At 34.8% G+C, this 17374-nt stretch carries 11 protein-coding genes; 1 reads left to right on the top strand and 10 read right to left on the bottom strand.

The window, feature by feature from the left end:
* Positions 1–4: 4 nt before the first annotated feature.
* The 5 genes from BLR17_RS08825 to BLR17_RS08805 all read right to left on the bottom strand — a co-directional run bounded on the left by BLR17_RS08825 (position 5) and on the right by BLR17_RS08805 (position 5251).
* Positions 5–1045 (bottom strand): efflux RND transporter periplasmic adaptor subunit, encoded by a 1041-nt coding sequence (locus BLR17_RS08825; protein ID WP_066329890.1) that lies wholly within the window; start codon positions 1043–1045, stop codon positions 5–7.
* Between the two features lie 13 nt (positions 1046–1058).
* Positions 1059–2396: a TolC family protein gene (locus BLR17_RS08820; protein ID WP_245683129.1), complete on the bottom strand. Its 1338-nt coding sequence runs from the start codon at positions 2394–2396 to the stop codon at positions 1059–1061.
* Positions 2397–2448: 52 nt separating this feature from the next.
* A complete protein-coding gene (locus BLR17_RS08815) occupies positions 2449–3066 on the bottom strand; it encodes a TetR/AcrR family transcriptional regulator (RefSeq protein WP_066329891.1) in 618 nt (205 codons plus the stop codon).
* A gap of 260 nt (positions 3067–3326) precedes the next feature.
* The gene (locus BLR17_RS08810) at positions 3327–4157 is read right to left on the bottom strand and encodes a helix-turn-helix domain-containing protein (RefSeq protein WP_066329892.1); all 831 of its coding nucleotides are present in this window, start codon (positions 4155–4157) and stop codon (positions 3327–3329) included.
* Between the two features lie 56 nt (positions 4158–4213).
* The gene (locus BLR17_RS08805) at positions 4214–5251 is read right to left on the bottom strand and encodes an SDR family NAD(P)-dependent oxidoreductase (RefSeq protein ID WP_066329895.1); all 1038 of its coding nucleotides are present in this window, start codon (positions 5249–5251) and stop codon (positions 4214–4216) included.
* Positions 5252–5601: 350 nt separating this feature from the next.
* On the opposite strand from BLR17_RS08805, the gene BLR17_RS08800 reads away from it, so the two are divergent.
* Entirely contained in the window at positions 5602–6384 is a 783-nt protein-coding gene (locus BLR17_RS08800) for a GDSL-type esterase/lipase family protein (protein ID WP_066329896.1), read from the top strand.
* 1161 nt (positions 6385–7545) lie between these two features.
* Here the strand turns inward: BLR17_RS08800 and nagB are convergent.
* The 5 genes from nagB to BLR17_RS08775 form a co-directional block, all read right to left on the bottom strand.
* The gene (nagB, locus tag BLR17_RS08795) at positions 7546–9474 is read right to left on the bottom strand and encodes a glucosamine-6-phosphate deaminase (protein ID WP_066329897.1); all 1929 of its coding nucleotides are present in this window, start codon (positions 9472–9474) and stop codon (positions 7546–7548) included.
* 32 nt (positions 9475–9506) lie between these two features.
* Positions 9507–10880, bottom strand: coding sequence for a sugar MFS transporter (locus tag BLR17_RS08790; protein ID WP_066329988.1), 1374 nt, complete (start codon positions 10878–10880; stop codon positions 9507–9509).
* 37 nt (positions 10881–10917) lie between these two features.
* The gene (locus tag BLR17_RS08785) at positions 10918–11706 is read right to left on the bottom strand and encodes a gluconate 5-dehydrogenase (RefSeq protein ID WP_066329898.1); all 789 of its coding nucleotides are present in this window, start codon (positions 11704–11706) and stop codon (positions 10918–10920) included.
* A gap of 412 nt (positions 11707–12118) precedes the next feature.
* The gene (locus BLR17_RS08780) at positions 12119–13249 is read right to left on the bottom strand and encodes a DUF4861 family protein (protein WP_066329899.1); all 1131 of its coding nucleotides are present in this window, start codon (positions 13247–13249) and stop codon (positions 12119–12121) included.
* 29 nt (positions 13250–13278) lie between these two features.
* The gene (locus tag BLR17_RS08775; protein ID WP_066329989.1) at positions 13279–17343 is read right to left on the bottom strand and encodes a hybrid sensor histidine kinase/response regulator transcription factor; all 4065 of its coding nucleotides are present in this window, start codon (positions 17341–17343) and stop codon (positions 13279–13281) included.
* Positions 17344–17374 lie beyond the last annotated feature (31 nt).

Genomic DNA, 17374 nt, shown 5'->3' with positions numbered 1-17374 from the left:
GTTATTATTTAATGATTTTGATAGTGGATTGTTCGTTGAGATAAGCACTGTTGGAAATCACAATTTCATCCGTTTTTTGAAGACCGTCTTTGATAAAAACCTTATTGTTTTCAAATTTGGCAATCGTAACAGGCTGACGTTTTACCTTGTTGTTTGCCACGACAAAAACAAAGGCCTTGTTTCCGTCGGCTTCAAGAAGTGAGTTGTACGGAATGATGATGCGGTCTTCGGCTTTCTCGGCCTTGATTTCTGCTTTTCCAAACATACCCACGGCCGGTTTGCTGTTTTTCATATCCAATTTCAACTCCACCTGAAACGAACCCAATGCAGCATCTGCCGCTTGTGATTTTCTAAAAATAGTAGCGTCAAATTGTTCGTCAGGAAATCCATCAAGAGTGACAGTTGCTTTTTGCCCCAATTCAACAGCCGCCCATTCTTGGTCGGTTAAACCCACTTTTAAAAGATAATTGTTGTTTTTACTAGTTTCGTTTATGGCCAAAATTGGAGATCCGGCACCGACCACTTCACCTTCATTAGCAATTTTTGCGGTTACAAAACCATCGGCTGTGGCATAAATTTTGGCATAACGCGCATTAAAAGCAACAGCATCTTTTTGTTTTCGGGCAATGTCCAAACCTGTTTTGGTGTTTTGAAGCTGTTCCAAAGTATAAACACTGTCTTTGTAAAGATTTAAGGCACGAGTATAATCACGTTCGTATTTCTTGACATTCAAATCCGATTGATTCAAGCCCGAACCGATTTCGGTTTCATCCAAAGTGGCAAGAAGTTGTCCTTTTTTGAAAAACTGTCCTTCTTCTACATAAATTTTACTGACAACTCCTCCAATTTTAAAGCCATAATTGGCTTGGTTTTCTGTAGTCACTAACCCCGATGCGTTGATGTTGCTTGCAAGTGCCAATGATTGAGCCGTTGCTGTTTTAATCGAAATAACATCGGCATTTTCAAAAGGTTTCTGTTCTTTTGTTTCTTCTTTACAAGCATAAAAAAGAGGTAGTACGAATAGGATAATTATTAATTTCTTCATAATTGTTTAATTTTTAGTTTTTTAAAGTAAAAGTGGCATTGGCTCTTTCTAATTCGGCATAAGCAATCCACGAATTATAGAGGGCAATATTGGTATTGAGTTGGGCGTTTACCCATTGATTCTGTGCATCGAGAAGTTCTATATAAATCGCCTGTCCTTCTTTGTACAATTTGGTGATGTCGTCATTGTATTTTTTGGAGGATTCTTTTTGGTTTTTATTGGCGTAGAATTGTTCCAATGCCGATTTCAGATTATTCTGCGAAACCTGAAACTGAAGCAGTAATTGCTGTCTTACATTGTCTGTTTGGGAACTTATTTTTTTAGAATCCTCTTCGACCTGTTTGAGTTTGTATTTGTTTTTGTTGCCCGAAAAAATATTCCATTGCAAACCCAAGCCTGCAAAATAATATCGTGAATCTTTGTTCACTTCAAAATCAAAATCCTGAAAACCGAAATCGGCAAATCCGCTCAGTGTAGGAAACCAATGGGCTTGAGTAAGTTTATCGACAGTTTCATTTAATTCCTTTACCTGAGTCAGTTTTAGCAATTCTTCCCTGTTTTGCGTATTATCTGTAATGGCGTCAATGGGTAAAGTATCATTGTTATCTGTTTCAATGTTGGAATCCAATTTTTCGTTGAGCAAAAAATTGAAGTACGATTTGGCGTTATTACTGACTTGCTTTGCCGTTTCGAGATTCGCCTGAATCCGTATTACCTCGTTATCACTTCGCAAAACTGCGGTACGGTTGATTTTGTCATTTTTAAATAAAGATTGGTTTACTCTTTGGTTTTCTTTGACCAATGCCAAGGCATCTTGGTAAATTTTAATCCCTTCAATGGACTGAAGATATTTGTAATAGGCAATTTTTATTTCCTTAACCAACTCCCTTTTATAGATTTCCAATTCTATCTTTTGTAATGAAGTCTGTTGGTTTTTAATCCTTTCGTTATAGATAATTTCAAAATTAAGTAAGGGCATTGTCGTATGAATTTTTGCATCATAGAAATTATCGGGGTTAATTAAAACAGACTGATTTTCTAAAGCCGGAAAAGCATTCGAATTTGTCATTTGATTTAAAGTGCTGTACACAGGATTCATCAAGTCGCCAATCGGAATATCGATGGTTCTTCCGCCTTCTGCCACGGTATAACTTCCGTTTAAGGAAACGGTAGGGTAAAATAGCGAACGTGCCTCTTTCAAAGCATACATACTTTTGTTAATATCAAAATTATGTTGCTTTATTACTTCATTGTTTTTTAGTCCGGTTTCTATGTAGCCGTCTAGCTTACTTTGCGAATATCCTTGATATCCGAGTAGCACTGCTGTTAGAATTATTGCCTTTTTAATCATAATATACATTGTTTTTTAATTGAACATTGTTCATTTTTTTGAACAAAAAAATTTATAGTCGATCTATTATTTTTAAATACTCATTATAACCATCCAGTAGGATCGTATCAGGATTTGTGAATTTTAGGCCTTTGGTTCGCTGACGAATTTCGAGACAGCACATACCGTGAACCAAACTCCAAACCATAAACGAAAGCGGTTCCATATTGTGGCCTTTAAAATGTCCTTTTTCTATGCACTGCTGAACTGTTGTTTTTACGGAGTTGAAAGTCACAAGCCCTTCATTCCAACCTCCCTCTTCCGAACTTTCCAAAAATTCCATCGGAGCTTTAAGATTAAACATCAAATCATACATTTCTTGATTTTCCAAGGCAAATTTTATGTAGGTAAATCCCATTTTTCGTAATCGTTCCATTGGATCTTCTATGCTGAACAATTCCTCAAAATATCCTCCTAATTCTTGAAAACCAATAGAATGCAGGTCGTGTAAAATGGCATTCTTGTCTTTAAAATAAACATATACGGTACCTACACTATAGTCAATTTCGTCAGCAATATTTCTAATTGTCGTTTGCTCAATACCCTTTTCTATAAAAAGTCTTTTGGCACCTTTTAAAATCAATGCTTTTAATGCTTCTTTTTCTTTTGCTTTTCTATTTGCGACACTCATACCTCTAGAATTATTTGACAAAGATATGTTTTATTTTTGAACATTGTTCATTTTTTGTAAAAAATTAAATCCAGAAGCAAAATCTCTTGTTTTACTGTTTTTTTAGAGGTGAATTTTTAATCGTTTTTTGAGTTTTTCAGGAAATATAGATTTCTTTCAAGAGTTTCTTATATAGTGTACCTGATCTCTTTTTAAAGAAACAAATATCTTATGCTTGAACTAAAATTAATTAAAGTACAGTTTTTCATTATATTGTAGTATTAAAAGCTAGCATTGTCAGTTTTATTTACAAACTCCGTAGGACTCTTCCCAAATTGTTTTTTAAAAGCAAAAGAGAAATGGGATAAGTTTTCAAAACCCACTTCATAAAAAATATCAATGGGTTTTCTCTTTTTTTCAGTTATTTGAAAACGGGCTAGTTCCAGTCGCTTTTGGGTAATCCACTTTTGTGGTGTGGTGTTGTAAGCCTTTTTGAAATCACGTTTAAAAGTGGTCAAACTTCGCCCGGTCAGGTATCCAAATTTTTCTAATGGCATATTGAACATATAATTACGTTCCATAAATTCGACCAAGTTGATTTTATGAGGTTCTGAAAAGTCAGAAAAAATGTTGTCGATGTCTTGGTTTATGGAGCGTAAAATGGTAATCGCTTCCTGAATTTTCAATTCAGAGAGTTCTTGCGGTAATTTGTAATTTAGGTCGAAATACGGCAAGATCGAAGCAAAAAAACTATCGAGTAAAGGACTTTGGGACAAAAGAATGATGTAATCGGTTTTAGAAACCAGAGTGGTTTGCAATTTTTTTTGTTCGTAAAATGCCCTTAAAACGTCCTGTGTCAGTTTTACCACAATGGCTCTGTAAGGCAAGCCGTCTTTATCGGACTTTATTAACGTAGATAGTTGATTTCTTGGAAAAAGAAGCGTTTCGCCCAACCCAAAAATATAGGTTTTACTTGACTGAATCACTTTTAATTCGCCCGACAACACCCGAACAACGCAATGTTCCTCCGCAATCATTTCGGTATTGTTACGAGTAGATCCGCTACAGCTGAAAACAATTTCAGCGTTTTTATTGATTCGTTTTGTTGCCATAATACAAAGGTAAAAAAATAAGGCTCAACGATGTGAACCTTATTTTTTTCAATTAATTAAATATCAAATTTTGTGTTGGTCAATTCTTCGGTCAAAGTCCAAAGTTTTTGGGCAGCTTCTGCGTCTAATGCAAAGGGAGCCACACCTCCAAATCCGCCTGGGTTTCTATAGGCAGCAGCAATACTGTCGTAATTTTCTGCATCGTATTGGGCAATTTCTACATCTTCCAAATACACGCCTCCAATGTTTTCAAGCTTTGGACTCGTTGCAGCCCAAACTGTTGTGGCAGCTCCTTGTTCCTTGGTTTTTTGTATTTTTTTCATTGCTTCTTCGGCTAGAGGATTTGGTGTACCGTCAGCATTTAAAATACCCAAGGTAACAAAATCTTCAAACGCTAAATGTCTGCCCAGATTGGTTTCCAAAATCAACCCAGGGTGCAAGGCATAAGCCCGAACGCCAAATTGCAGTGCTCGTTTATCCAATTCTACCGCAAAAAGTACATTGGCAGTTTTGGATTGTCCATAGGCTTCAAATTTATCGTACTCCCTTGTGTTGTAGTTTACATCGTCAAAAAGTACCGGCGAATAATGGTGTCCTGAAGAAGAAACCGTAATTACTCTTGCGCCATTTGCTTTTTTCAATGCTTCCCAAAGTTTGGCTGTTAGTTGAAAATGCCCCAAATGATTGGTTGAAAATTGTCCCTCATTGCCACGTTCGTCACGATACAAAGGAGTCCACATTACACCAGCATTATTGATAAGCAAATGCAATGGTCTGCCTGAAGCCAAAAATTTCTCTGCAAAAGCATTAATAGAAGCAGGATCAGTCAGGTTTAATGCGGATACTTCTACATTGTTGATGCCTTCCAGATTTTGTTTCGTTTTTTCGACATCTCTAGCAGGAACAATAACCCTTGCTCCAGCCGAAGTCAATGTTTTGGTGATTTCCAAACCAAGTCCTCCGTCACCGCCCGTTACGATGGCGATTTTTTCTGCAAGGTCAATTCCCTTGATTACATCTGTAGTTGTTGATGTTGCGTTGAAGCCAGAACCTATCGGTTTTTGCAAGGCTCCGTTGTAATTGTTTTGTCCCATTTTTTAAATTTGATTTAAATTTTTATTGAGACAAAGATAGAATGCTTATCCCCAGTGCGTTTTGTTCAAAAGTCCGAATTACTTTGTTGAAAAGGTCGTTTTTTGGTCTTTATATTCTTGTTCTAACTCAAAATTTGCACGTTTTTTTAACTTTTGATTTCTATATTTATATGAGTGATTTAGGAATAAATGAAAAAGGCAAAAACAACAATTGTATCATAAAATAATCATAGTTGGCAACTCTTTTTGATTTGTATTCACTGTATCTTTGGACATTCTTGAAAGACGAGACATAACACCTAATCGTTCCAATTAACCACATTCCGTTGAAATAGCACAAACAGAACACTATGAAAAAAATAGGCCTAATTTTATTTTTAATTATAAGCATTAATACTTTTGGACAATCAGCTCCAGTTGAGACAAATAAATTAGCAGCATTATACCCAACCCAAAAAGTAGTAAGCCGCTATCATAACGATTGGACCCAAAAATATTACCCAAAACGAATTCAAGAGTTTAAAAAAGAGCCTTTGGAGTTTGGAGAAATTGTCTTTATAGGCAATAGCATCACGGAAGGAGGAAAAGATTGGAGTGCCAGATTTGGGATAAACAATATCCGTAACGGGGGAATTGCCGGAGATGGTACCGATGGCGTATTGCAACGTTTGGATGAAATTATTTATTTCAAACCCAAAGCGGTATTTATCCTCATTGGAATTAATGACCTCTTTAATCTCCATCACAATGAAGACAATCGTGCTTTAAAATATGACAAAATTGTTCCGTCACCCGAATATGTAGCCAAAAACATCTTGAAAATTGCCAAAAAAATTCATCACAAATCGCCGACGACAAAGATTTATGTGCGGACACTTTTGCCTAGCCGAAGAGAATTCTTGAAAGAAGATATTCTTTCGGTGAATACAATCATTAAAAAAAATGAAGCTAAAGGTTATTATAAAGTTATTGATTTATATGCTCAATTTGCAGATGCAAACGGCGAACTGCCAAAGGAATTGACCAAAGACGGCCTTCATTTGAATGACAAAGGCTATGAGAAATGGGTTGACTTCGAGAAACCAATAGTTGAGGATGTGATAGAGTGGAATATAAAAAATGATAATGAATAAAGACGGACATAAAATATTGAAATAATTATTCTGTCTTGTTGTGTAGCAAACAATAAAAAAAGTTGTAAAACATAAGTTTTACAGATTTTTAGTAATTGTATCGGTGGAGAAAGAGGCTCTGAAATCTTCACAATAATCTCAGTTTTTGAGCCATGATAGTATTTTTTAAGATTTCTGAGTAGTATAACAATATGCGTAAAAATGATTTTCAGAAAGGTTGGATAAATAAAAAATATAGTTCTAACATTAAATACATTACTGATTTGAATCCAGTCAAGGTAACTCTAATAAAATTCAAACCATATTTTATCCTACTATAACTTGTTGATTTTAGTAAAAAACATAAAAAAAAATGCCAAACTGTAAAGTTTGGCATTTTTAGTTTGTGACCCCTACGATACAATTTTCAAACCATTTTATGCAGGATTTGAAGAAATTAGCCTGTTTTTAGAATTAAATTGTAAGATAATATTTAAAATATTGGTTTAATGTTCAGTTAAGGTAAAATGTTAAAATGGAACTTTTGGGTATATAATTTTAAAATAAAAGTCTGTAAATTTTATGTGTCAACGAGAAATTCGATTAATATTAAATTTAAAGTTAAAAAAATATTTTTAGAATATCCGCGTCATAATTTGTTGAAGATTCTCAATAAATTTTATTTATCCATAAGTTGTTTGTACTTCGGTTTAATAAAAAAAGAAATGCTTATAATTTTTTGTGGAGTCGAGGGGATTACAATCTAACACCTTACACCTATATTAATGTTCTTGGATAACTTAAGGGATAGTTTGTGAAGCCTTTGTCTTATTGGGATTGTTGAGAATGATTGGTTTGTTGAAATTGTTTTTCAAAAGCAATAATAAGTTTTCTTTTTAATGATTGTTTAAAAAATCTATCTTTTTAAATTGAAAAATAACTCTTTAAATTAGGCTTAAGGTGTTCGACTATCGAACATATTAATTTACTTATAAATTTCAGATAAAAATTTTTACAAATAATGACATTATAATTTTAATGTTTTATTTAAAAGATTGAAACGAGTTATATATACTGCTATTTCAATAAATTAAATTATTGTAAATACAGTTTTTAATGTTTATGAATAAAAAAAAATCAGGCTATAAAGCCTGATTTTTCACTACAACAAATTAAAAAAATCTAATATTCCCACCTCACAAATGCTTCCATAGCAGCATAATGAGCTAAACCTAATTGATTGTATAATTGTGCCGTTTCTGCATTTCTGTCTTCTGCTCTTTGCCAAAATTCTCTGGAATCAGTTCCCTGAAAAACAACTCCGTCTTTTTGAGATTGGTGTTTGAATATTCCGTGTCTTTTGGTTAAAACCTGATCCGGACTCATTGGTACGGCCATTTCAATTTCGTCAATTCCCCATTCCTGCCAGGCTCCTCGGTATAACCAAACCCAACAATCTTTCATGAAATCTTTTGACTTGAGATTTTTTACCGCTTCAAAAATGGCATCCAGACATACTTTGTGTGTTCCGTGTGGATCGGCTAAATCACCAGCAGCATAGATTTGATGTGGTTGTACTTTTTCAATCAAATCCATCGTAATTTGGATATCTTCTTTTCCAATAGGTTTCTTCTCAATAGTTCCTGTTTCATAGAAAGGAAGCTCCATAAAATGAATTTGACTGTCTGGCAATCCAACAAAATGACTTGTTGCACGCGCTTCTCCTTTTCGAATCAATCCTTTGATGTAACGAACTTCCGGAATATCAATTTCGCTGGCTTTTTTGTTCTTTAAAAAGACAGAGGCTTTTTTATAAATATCTTCAGCTTCTACACTTTTTATTCCAAATTTTTCATTGTAATCAATCACAAAATTTGCAAATCTAAGGGCTTCATCATCAGCAACAGCAATGTTCCCCGAAGTTTGATAGGCTACGTGTACTTCATGACCTTGTTCCTGCAAACGCATAAAAGTACCTCCCATACTAATGATATCATCATCGGGATGCGGACTAAAAAGTAAGACTCTTTTTCTAGCCGGTTCGGCTCTTTCAGGTCGGTTTTCATCATCTGCATTTGGTTTTCCGCCCGGCCAACCTGTGATGGTGTTTTGCAGTTTATTAAAAATTTTAATATTGATGTCATAAGCAGGACCTGAATCGGCTAATAAATCACTCATTCCGTTTTCAATATAATCGGCATCGGTAAGCATTAAAATTGGTTTTTTCAAATCTAATGCTAAGCCTAAAACGGCTTTTCGGATTAATTTATCCGTCCAAACAATTTTTTCAACTAACCATGGTTTGTTAATTCGGGTTAGTTTAGAAGAAGCTTCTTTGTCTAAAACAAAAACTGCATTGTTATGCTCTTGCAAAAAGGAAGCTGGAATATGATTGGTCACTTCGCCTTCAACTGATTTTTGGATAATGTTTGATTTTCCTTCACCCCAAGCCATCAGAATAACTTGTTTGGCTTCCATGATTTTTTTAACTCCTAAGGTAATCGCTGTTCTTGGCGTATTGCTCAATCCTGAAAAATCACCACTTGCAGCTACTCTGGTAATATGATCCAGCGCAACTAATCTGGTTTTAGAGTTTTGTAAAGAACCGGATTCATTAAACCCGATATGCCCATTTCCTCCAATTCCAAGTATTTGCAAATCGATTCCGCCCAAAGCTTCAATTTTAGCTTCATAATCCGCGCAGTAATCCGCAATTTGCTCTTTGGATAAAGTTCCGTCAGGAATATGATAATTTTCAGGTAAAATATCTACTTTATCTATGAGTAATTCTTTCATAAATCGCACATAGCTATTTACTGAATTAGGCTCCATTGGATAATATTCATCCAAATTGAAGGTGATGACATTTTTAAAACTCAATCCTTCTTCTTTATGCAAACGAACTAATTCAGCATACAATCCTTTTGGAGAAGAACCTGTTGCAAGACCTAATACACAGGATTCGTTGTTGGCTTGTTTTGATTTGATAAGTGTTGCAATTTCCTGAGCAACAGCTTTAGAAGCTTCAGCTGAATTTTCGAAAACTACCGTATTGATATTTTCAAATCGTTTCTCAAATCCTGTCGCTTTGTCTATTGTACTTTTCATTATTCTTTATTTTTATTTTATAATCTTAATTTCAATTATTTTCTTGACCAGCTTCTGTATTGATGTCCTTTAAAGGCATAAAAGATGATCATAAGGTAGGTAGGTAACAAAATCAAATAGGCAATTTGATTGCCACTTTTGACTGTTTTACTCATATTATTTGCCAGATTAGCGGCATTTATATTTTCGACTAAGGCCCCGTAAATTAAAGGGAAAATGGCTCCGCCAATGATTCCCATAATTAATATGGCACTTCCTACTTTAGTATATCCGCCCAAGTCCTGAAGAGCCATTGGCCAAATAGCAGGCCAACATAAGGCATTAGAAAGTCCCATAAGCGCCACTAAAATAATTACTAGTGGCAATGCCGGAATTCCGGGTAATTGAATATGTATAGCAGGGGAAACAGTTACTATTAAAAGGACTAAAATCAACCCAAAAATTCCCGAGGCTTTTAATGCCTGAACCTGAGAAATGTATTTTGGAATAAGCGTAATTCCTAGAATATATCCTACTACCATTGCGGTCATGGTAAATGAAGTCAGTTTTAAATAAAAGTTACCGTCTTCACCATAAACACCTAGTTGTTTACCGAAACCTCCAATGGAATCTCCTGCCAAAACTTCGGCGGATAAGTATAACATTAAAGTAATGACACCTAAAACTAATTGAGGGAATTGGAACGCATTTTGGATTTGTTTAAAAATACTCATATGGGCTACATTTCCATCTTTGTCCAAATCGATTTCCGGTAATGGAGAAAAACGTACTAATAGTGCCAGAATAAGTATTACGGCTCCCATATACATGTAAGGAGTTTGTAATTGCAGTGCTAGAGTGTCCAATGCTGCTGATTTAGCTTCGCTATCAAGAGCTGCAATTTTTTCGGCAGTGTAATCCTGCATATTTGACAAAACTAAAGCTGTTAGAACTAAAGGAGCAACAAAACCAGCTAATTTGTTAGCAATTCCTAATACGCTGATTCTTGCTGCAGCACTTTCTCGTGGTCCAATAACCACAACATAAGGATTAGCGGCTGTTTGTAAAATTGCCAAACCGGTTCCCATAATAAATAACGCTATTAGAAATAAATAGAAAGTGCGACTTTCGGCAGCCGGATAAAATAAAAATGCTCCAAAAGCAATAGTGAGTAAGCCAAATGAAATTCCGTTTTTATAACCGATATTCTCAATTACTTTTGAAGAGGGAATAGCCATGACAAAATAGGCAATATAAAATGCAAAAGTCACAAAATAAGCCTGTGAGGCTGATAATTCACAAGCCAATTCAAAGAAAGGAATTAGTGGACCATTTAACCAGGTTATAAATCCCAGTATAAAAAATAAACTGGTTAAAATAATCATAGGGATTACTGCGCTCCTTTGATTTGAATGTATTGTAGATTTCATTTTTGACATCGTTTTTTAGTGAAAGGTTTTAGTAGTATTATTCATTAGATGGTTTTCCAATGGTAGCTAATATTCCTCCGTCAACATAAAGAATGTGTCCGTTTACAAAATCACTCGCTTTTGAAGATAAGAAAATGGCTGCTCCTTGTAAATCTTCCGGATCTCCCCAACGATTTGCCGGTGTTCTGCTGATGATAAATTCGTTAAATGGATGTCCGTTTACTCTAATTGGAGCTGTTTGACTTGTTGCAAAATAACCCGGACCAATTCCGTTAGTCTGGATGTTAAATTTAGCCCATTCGGTAGCCATGTTTTTAGTCAGCATTTTCAATCCACCTTTTGCAGCAGCATAAGCACTTACAGAATCTCTTCCTAGTTCACTCATCATAGAGCAGATATTGATAATTTTTCCACCACCACGTGCAATCATACCTTTGACTACATTTTTAGAAACAATAAACGGACTAATTAAATCTACATTTATTACTGCCGTAAAATCTTCGACTTCCATTTCAATAATTGGAGTTCTTTTGATAATTCCGGCATTGTTTATTAGAATATCAATTGGAGCAACTTCCGTTTCAATTTTGTTTATGGCTTCAATTACCGCTTTTTCATCGGTAACATTAAAAACGTATCCATAAGCTTCAATTCCTACCGACTGGTATTCGGCAATAGCTTTGTCAATTGCTTCCTGCGAAAGATCGTTTACTACAATTTTTGCTCCAGCATGTCCCAATCCTTTTGCCATAGCCATTCCTAAACCATGAACTCCTCCTGTAATTAGTGCTGTTTTTCCAGATAAATCAAATAAGTTAATCGACATTGTTTTTATTGTTTTAATTAGTATTTATTTTGGTTTTTATCAGTTTTGATATTGCGAAGTTATATTTGAAATCAAAAAAGGTATTTCAATATTTACCAATTAACTTTCGAATTTGTGTAAACAGCTTGTTTTATAGCTATAAATCCATGAATAACAGGTTTCTGAGTAGGTTCTAGTTGGCTATTTTTTTGCTGATTATAATTAAAGGTTCAGTGGAAATGTTGTGAAGATTCTTTTTTTGAAAACCATGAAGAAAATTAAGAGGTTTAGGAATACTGTAAATCTTAATTTTCTTCATGAACTTAATAGTTTAAAAACACTTTTATGTTTCAAACAAATAGCAGTCAAATTAAATTGAAAAAGGCGACTAAATCTTTTGATTTAATCGCCTTTTGATGAAATGGGATAAGAGTTATTTGATACTCACAACTAAAGGATTTTTTAGTTTTTGATTAAAATCATTCAGGTAGTCTAACCATTTTTTAGCATCGGTAATTTTTCCTGCTTTATCCCAGGCGGCTCCTGTGTAGTAAATAAAAGTTTCGTTGTTTTTAACGGTAGTTTTAGCTAATAATTGTTCGTTATTGACCCACATTTTTGTAATAGGAGTTGTCATTATTGAACCTACTCCGGTTGTACCATTTTCATTCATGGTAGGTTCCCAATATCCCATAATTCCTTGTTGTTCGTTCAGTGAAATGTATCCGGCTTCGGATCTTCGAATGATTCCCACTACAACCGGCAAGGTGTTATCACTGTTAAAAGTATAGGTGTTTTCGATGCGGTTTAATTGTGAACCAGCATCGATAGAAATGGTTTTTGTAGCACTTATTTTTATTCCTCCGGCATTCCAACTATCATAAATCAATTGAAATGTAGTGCGTAAAGGACCGTTATCCAGAATTTTCCATTGCTGATAATTTCCTGAATAACGGATGGTGTCATTTACAAATGGAGCCATATTACCGGCGCCTAATGTAAAGCCTACATGGTAATAGTCTAAACCATCGCCATGGTCAGTATGATAATCAGCCCTTTTATAGCGTTCGTTAAGAATCATTCGGTTAGTGCGTTTTACCCAAACATCAAAACCATAAGCATTGTCTTTTTCTTTTTCCAGTGCTTTACCGTAGGCGCGAAAAGCTATTTGGTCGTTTTCCCAGGCAAAATCATCTTTACGTTCCGGTACATAGCGGGCATAAGTTTTGGCAGTAAAAATTTCCGGTTTTCCTTTTTGTATCAAAAGAGTAAGTGACGATTTGGCTTTGACATCCGTTTGTACCAATACATTTTGAATAGCGGAGTGTCCTTTGTGTTCTAATTGATAGGGAATTTGCTTTTTAGTAACCGAATTAAGAACTACAAAATTAGCAGTGTCAATTTGGGGATATTGTAGTAAAACGGCGTCCCATTTTATGGCTACCACAGCGTCTTTGTAATTTAAAGCTGAATGGTTTTGGATGCTTACAATCGCTTTTGTTTGTGCTAAAAGGGCCAAAGGCAATATAAAAGCAATTCCCGAAAATAATTTCATAAATTTCATGAGTGAGTTGTTTTTTTAGTCTTTTAAAATTAAGATTCTTCTTTAGCGTTGTCGGTTTTATCTAAATATTCGCTAGGCATACAACCGTAATGTTGTTTAAATGCCGTTGAAAAATAAGAAGGCGAATTAAATCCACACATATACGTAATTTGTGCAATCGTGTAGCGTTTGCTTTGCATCAGTTCAACGGCTTTTTTGAATCGGATTCTTTTTATAAAATCCATTGCTGATTCGCCGGTAATGGCTTTTAATTTCAAATAAAGATTGGAACGACTCATTCCGATTTTTTTACTGAAAACATCTACTGTAAATTCAGAATCAGCCAAATGTTCTTCAACAATGTTAATAGCCTCTTTTAAAAATTCTTCATCAAGAGTATTAAAAGCAATATTTTCGGGTATTAGTTCTTGTGATGCAGAATAGTATTCTTTCAGGCGTTTACGGGAGCGCAACAGATTTGAAATTTTAAGCGCTAACAATTGTGTAGAAAAAGGCTTGGTAATATAATCGTCAGCTCCCATTTCCAATCCTTTTATTTGTTGGCTTGTTTCTGTTTTGGCAGTTAACAGCATAAAAGGAATGTGGGAAGTATTGATGTTTTGTTTTACCCGTTTGCAAAAATGCAAACCGTCGAGTTCAGGCATCATTACATCGCTAATAATAATATCAAAAGGCTGTACTTCTAATAAATCCAAAGCCATTTGACCATCATAGGCCACCGTTACTTCATACATTTTAGAAAAATAATCCTGTAAATAGGCTAAAATTTCTTTGTTGTCATCCACAATGAGTAGTTTGATGGCCTGAACTTCCTGGGTTATCTCATTGATTATGGCATCATTTTCTTCTAATTGCAAATAATTTTCATCATTGTTCTCTTTTTCAGTTATTATAGCAACTTCCTGAATGCTATTTTCAAGATGCAAATCATTTTTATAAATTTCGTCTGAAATAGGAAGGGTCACCGTAAAAGTACTGCCTTCTTCTTTAGTACTTTCGGCAGTAATAGTTCCATGATGCAATTCGACCAAACGCTTGGTAAAAGCCAGTCCGACACCTGAACCTAAATTCATTTCTTTATTGCTTACCTGATAAAAACGATCAAAAACTTTGGCTAAATCTTCTTCGCTGATTCCAACACCCGTATCGCTAACTTTTATAACTATTTCATCTTCTTTTTTTAATAATTCAATGCTGATATTATGTCCTGCTTCGGTATATTTAAAGGCATTGGAAAGCAGGTTGAATAGTATTTTTTCCATAGCATCCTTATCAAAATAAAACGAAAGCGCTGTTTCTGAAGAATGGTTTGTAAAATGGATTTGTTTTTTCTCTGAAAGAGGTTTGAAAGATTCGTAAACTTCCTGAACAAAACGCACAATATCATTTTTACTCACTTTGAGCTGTTGTGTTCCCATTTCGGTTTTTCTAAATTCAAATAACTGATCCACCAGGTTATACAGTCTTTTAGCATTAAGAAACATCAGCTCATGTTTCTTTTTGGTTGCTTTATCAGTAAAAGGCAGTTTTAATAATTCTTCTAAAGGTGCTAATATCAGTGTTAATGGAGTTCGAAGTTCGTGTGAAACATTGGTAAAGAAATCCATTTTTACCTGATTGATATCGCGTACTCTTTCTTTATCGATACGTTCTTGTTTTAGCTGTTGTAAGGCTTTAATTCGTTCCGTAATCATTCTGAAACCAATATAGGTTGCCGTACCAATTACTATCAGTAACAGCAGAATGAACCAGCCAGTTTTGTACCAAGGGGGCAGGATTTTAATTTCTAAATTTCTAATGGGACTCATTTCACCATTTGGTCCCATTGCTTTAATTTGCAAATTGTATTTTCCAACTGGTAAATTGCTGTAACTAATCTTTAGTTCATCTGTAAGTTGCCAATCTTTGTCAATTCCGTCCAGTTTGTAATAATAGTGGGTACGATTAGAGGATATGTAATTGAAGGTATTAAAAAAGATACTAAACTGTTTGTATTCAGGTCCAATTTCGATGCTTTCTGTCTGGTCAATATGCTGTTCCAGAATGTTGGTTTCGTCATTAACAGCAACGGTTTTGTTTAATGCTTCGAGTGCTGTAAAATTTAATTTTAACGGAAGTGCCTGCTGTTTTATCATAGACGGATAGAAATAGGAGAGCCCTTTAATTCCTCCAAAAAGCAGCATTCCATCTTTAGCCTTATAAAATGAGTATTCGTTAAATTGATTGTTTTGCAAACCGTCGCTTTCGTCAAATGTTTGAACCGAGCCTTTGTCAGGATTGAATTTTATCAAGCCTCTGTTGGTTGAAATCCATAGGTTTCCATCCTCGTCAGGGATAATACCGTAAATTGTTTCTTTGACAAAATCGATGGTTTCTTTAAAACTAATAAATGTTTCCTGGGCTTCATCATACAGGCGTAGTCCTTCTCGGGTTCCAATCCAAATGCGATGTTTTTGATCTTCGGTAATACAATTTACAATATCATCGCTTCGTTTTCCGTGTCCAATGTCTCCAAACAAAATATTATCAGGATAAAATAAGGTTACACCGTTAGTTGTTCCAATCCAGATACGATGTTTGCTATCCTCGAAAAGATAGGTAATATCATCCGATGACGGACGTTTTCCAGCCTTGTCTAAATGAACGTGAGTAAAAGATTTGGTTTCCGGATGAAATTGATCCAAACCGGATCGTGTGCCCACCCAAATACGACCTTTGGAATCCTTTAATATACTGTAAACCAAATTTCCGGCTATGGAACTTGGATTATTGTCATCATGAAGAAACCGCTTTACTACGCCATTGTTAGGATTTAGTAAATTAAGTCCTCCGTTATGAGTTCCAATCAGGATATTAGCATTGTTATCAAATTCAATGGCTTTGATGTTGTTAGAACTTAAACTGTTTGGATTATTTTCGCTATTCGAATAATAGCTTATGGTATTGGCGTTTTTGTTCCAATAGTTCAGCCCTTTGTCATTACTTCCTATCCAAAAATTACCTTTTGCATCTTGTTTTATTACACCAATAACTTCGTCATTTAACGAAGGTTTACCGGAGTTTTGGCTCAATAAATTGAACTTAATATCATTTTTATGGTAATAATTAATACCTCCATAATAAGTGCCTAACCAAATTCCGTTTTGTTTGTCTTTAAAAAAGCAACGCACTGAATTTTGACTGATGGTATAAGGTTGCGCTATTTGATGGTAATAGTTAGTAAACGAGTTTTCTTTAGGATTAAAAATGGAAAGGCCTTTAAATGTGCCAATCCAAAGATTTCCTTCAGTATCTTTACCTACACATCGGATGTTGTTATCAGCAATACTGTTTGCGGTTGTTTTATGCAGTAATACAGTAAGCTTATTATTTTTTGTATTGTAATTAATAAGTCCGTTACCTTCGGTTGCCACCCATATTTTTTGATTTTCGATATAGACATCATTGATATAGGTTTTTTTAACACCAATATTAATTTTTGTCAATTGAGAACTGTCGGGTTTTAATTTAAAAAGACCAACATCTGTACCCAAAATTATTTGTTTTTGCCAAAGTCCGATGTAAGCAATTTTTTTAATCTCATGGGATGAAGCATTGAATTTTACCGGGATAAAATGATCTGCTTTTGGCGAAAGCATAAAAACATCACCAGCAATGGAAGTAGCCCAAATTTGATGGGCATTGTCTTCTGTAATTGAAGAAATATACCATTCGCCCAGACTACGAGGCAGCTGATAGTTTGTAAAACTGTCGGTGTCATAGTTATAAACACTGATTCCTTTATTCCCTCCAATCCATAATTGTCCTTTGTGATCCGTAAATAAGCTTCGAATATAGTAAGATTGTAAGCTGTTTTTAACGTTTTTTATCGGACGATATACTTTAAATCCCTTACTGTCATAACGGTTTAAACCATCCTGTGTACCAATCCAGATAAAACCCAGAGCGTCTTGTCTAATGGCAAAAACAGTACTTTGCGACAAGCCTTTATCGACCGAAATGTTACGAAAATAGCGATCCTGCATTTGAGCATGACTCTTAGTGGCTAAAAGAGCAATGCAAAGCAGTGCGATACAAGCAATCTTTTTTCTCATGACAGTGTGGATTATAGTTGTTTTTCTACGC

The sequence above is a fragment of the Flavobacterium glycines genome (genome assembly GCF_900100165.1).
GTDB lineage: Bacteria > Bacteroidota > Bacteroidia > Flavobacteriales > Flavobacteriaceae > Flavobacterium > Flavobacterium glycines.
Note: the sequence above shows the minus strand (reverse complement) of the source record. Positions and strands in the feature narration are given on the sequence as shown.

What these genes read in the sequence shown, in the direction of transcription:
- BLR17_RS08820 (WP_245683129.1), bottom strand. Translation starts at nt 2,396, where the DNA reads ATGATTAAAAAGGCAATAATTCTAACAGCAGTGCTACTCGGATATCAA.
- BLR17_RS08810 (WP_066329892.1), bottom strand. Translation starts at nt 4,157, where the DNA reads ATGGCAACAAAACGAATCAATAAAAACGCTGAAATTGTTTTCAGCTGT.
- BLR17_RS08775 (WP_066329989.1), bottom strand. Translation starts at nt 17,343, where the DNA reads ATGAGAAAAAAGATTGCTTGTATCGCACTGCTTTGCATTGCTCTTTTA.
- BLR17_RS08805 (WP_066329895.1), bottom strand. Translation starts at nt 5,251, where the DNA reads ATGGGACAAAACAATTACAACGGAGCCTTGCAAAAACCGATAGGTTCT.
- BLR17_RS08785 (WP_066329898.1), bottom strand. Translation starts at nt 11,706, where the DNA reads ATGTCGATTAACTTATTTGATTTATCTGGAAAAACAGCACTAATTACA.
- BLR17_RS08825 (WP_066329890.1), bottom strand. Translation starts at nt 1,045, where the DNA reads ATGAAGAAATTAATAATTATCCTATTCGTACTACCTCTTTTTTATGCT.
- BLR17_RS08780 (WP_066329899.1), bottom strand. Translation starts at nt 13,249, where the DNA reads ATGAAATTTATGAAATTATTTTCGGGAATTGCTTTTATATTGCCTTTG.
- BLR17_RS08800 (WP_066329896.1), top strand. Translation starts at nt 5,602, where the DNA reads ATGAAAAAAATAGGCCTAATTTTATTTTTAATTATAAGCATTAATACT.
- BLR17_RS08815 (WP_066329891.1), bottom strand. Translation starts at nt 3,066, where the DNA reads ATGAGTGTCGCAAATAGAAAAGCAAAAGAAAAAGAAGCATTAAAAGCA.
- BLR17_RS08790 (WP_066329988.1), bottom strand. Translation starts at nt 10,880, where the DNA reads ATGAAATCTACAATACATTCAAATCAAAGGAGCGCAGTAATCCCTATG.